The organism is Streptomyces recifensis (assembly GCF_002154615.1).
In the GTDB taxonomy this organism is placed as follows: domain Bacteria; phylum Actinomycetota; class Actinomycetes; order Streptomycetales; family Streptomycetaceae; genus Streptomyces; species Streptomyces griseoluteus.
Window position 1 is genome coordinate 1 of the sequence record NZ_MUNH01000723.1, and the last position, 814, is coordinate 814.

1 protein-coding gene and 1 pseudogene are annotated in these 814 nt (G+C 73.1%); one reads left to right on the top strand and one right to left on the bottom strand.

Annotated elements, in window-relative coordinates; all coding sequences use genetic code 11:
* A pseudogene (locus tag CCN33_RS28870) lies at positions 1–315 on the bottom strand (FUSC family protein); the annotation flags it as partial.
* Between the two features lie 174 nt (positions 316–489).
* Between CCN33_RS28870 and CCN33_RS28875 the strand changes: the two are divergent.
* A partial coding sequence (locus CCN33_RS28875) for a DUF5134 domain-containing protein (RefSeq protein WP_140394731.1) occupies positions 490–814 on the top strand: 325 nt, incomplete at its 3' end.

Sequence of the window (814 nt, forward strand, 5' to 3'; positions counted from 1 at the left end):
GGCGCCGACGAGCACCAGGACGACGGGGCCGGGGGCGAGCGCCGAGGCGAGCAGGGCGACGGCGAGCCCGGCCGTCATGCCGAGCACGACTCCGGTGAGGACGCGGGCGCGGGCGGCGTAGGGACGCTGATGGCCGTAGAGCGCGCAGAGGGAGCCGGCCATCGTGTAGAGGGCGAGGTCGAGGCGGCCGAGGGCCAGCAGGAGGAGGTTGGGCGGGGCCGTCGACACGACCACGCTGAGCGCGGGCTTGAACCAGATGGCGGAGGGTCCCTGGAGGCGGAGCGCCTGGGTGAGGGGGAGGCGGCGGCTGCTCATGCAAATAATTTAACAGGTGTTTCACCAGTAAAGGACTTTTCGCGGCCCCTCATCCGCCCTGGTCACCCGCCGTGCTCCGGCGAACGCTCCCCGTACACCCCCTTGCGCTCGCGTGCGCTGCGCGTGGGGTGGGCATCGCATCCCTCGACATGGCGTCGAACGGGGGTGGTGCGCGTGCACGGACCGGTGTCACCGGCCTGGCTGCTGGTCGCGCTGTGCGCGGCGACCGGCGCCTACTGCCTGCTGCGGATGCGCAGCGGGGTCGAGGAGCAGCGCAGCGCGGCGGGCGGCGAGGCGCTGATGGGCTTCGGGATGGCGGCTATGGCGGTACCGGCCGCGGTGTTCGCCCCGCCCCGCTGGGTGTGGCCGCTGTACGCCGCCGTCTTCGGGCTGGCCGCGCTCCGCGCGCTGTGGTCGGCGCGGCGGAGCGCCCACCATCTGCACCATCTGCTGGGCAGTACGGCGATGGTGTACATGGCGGTGCTGATGACCGCGGCCC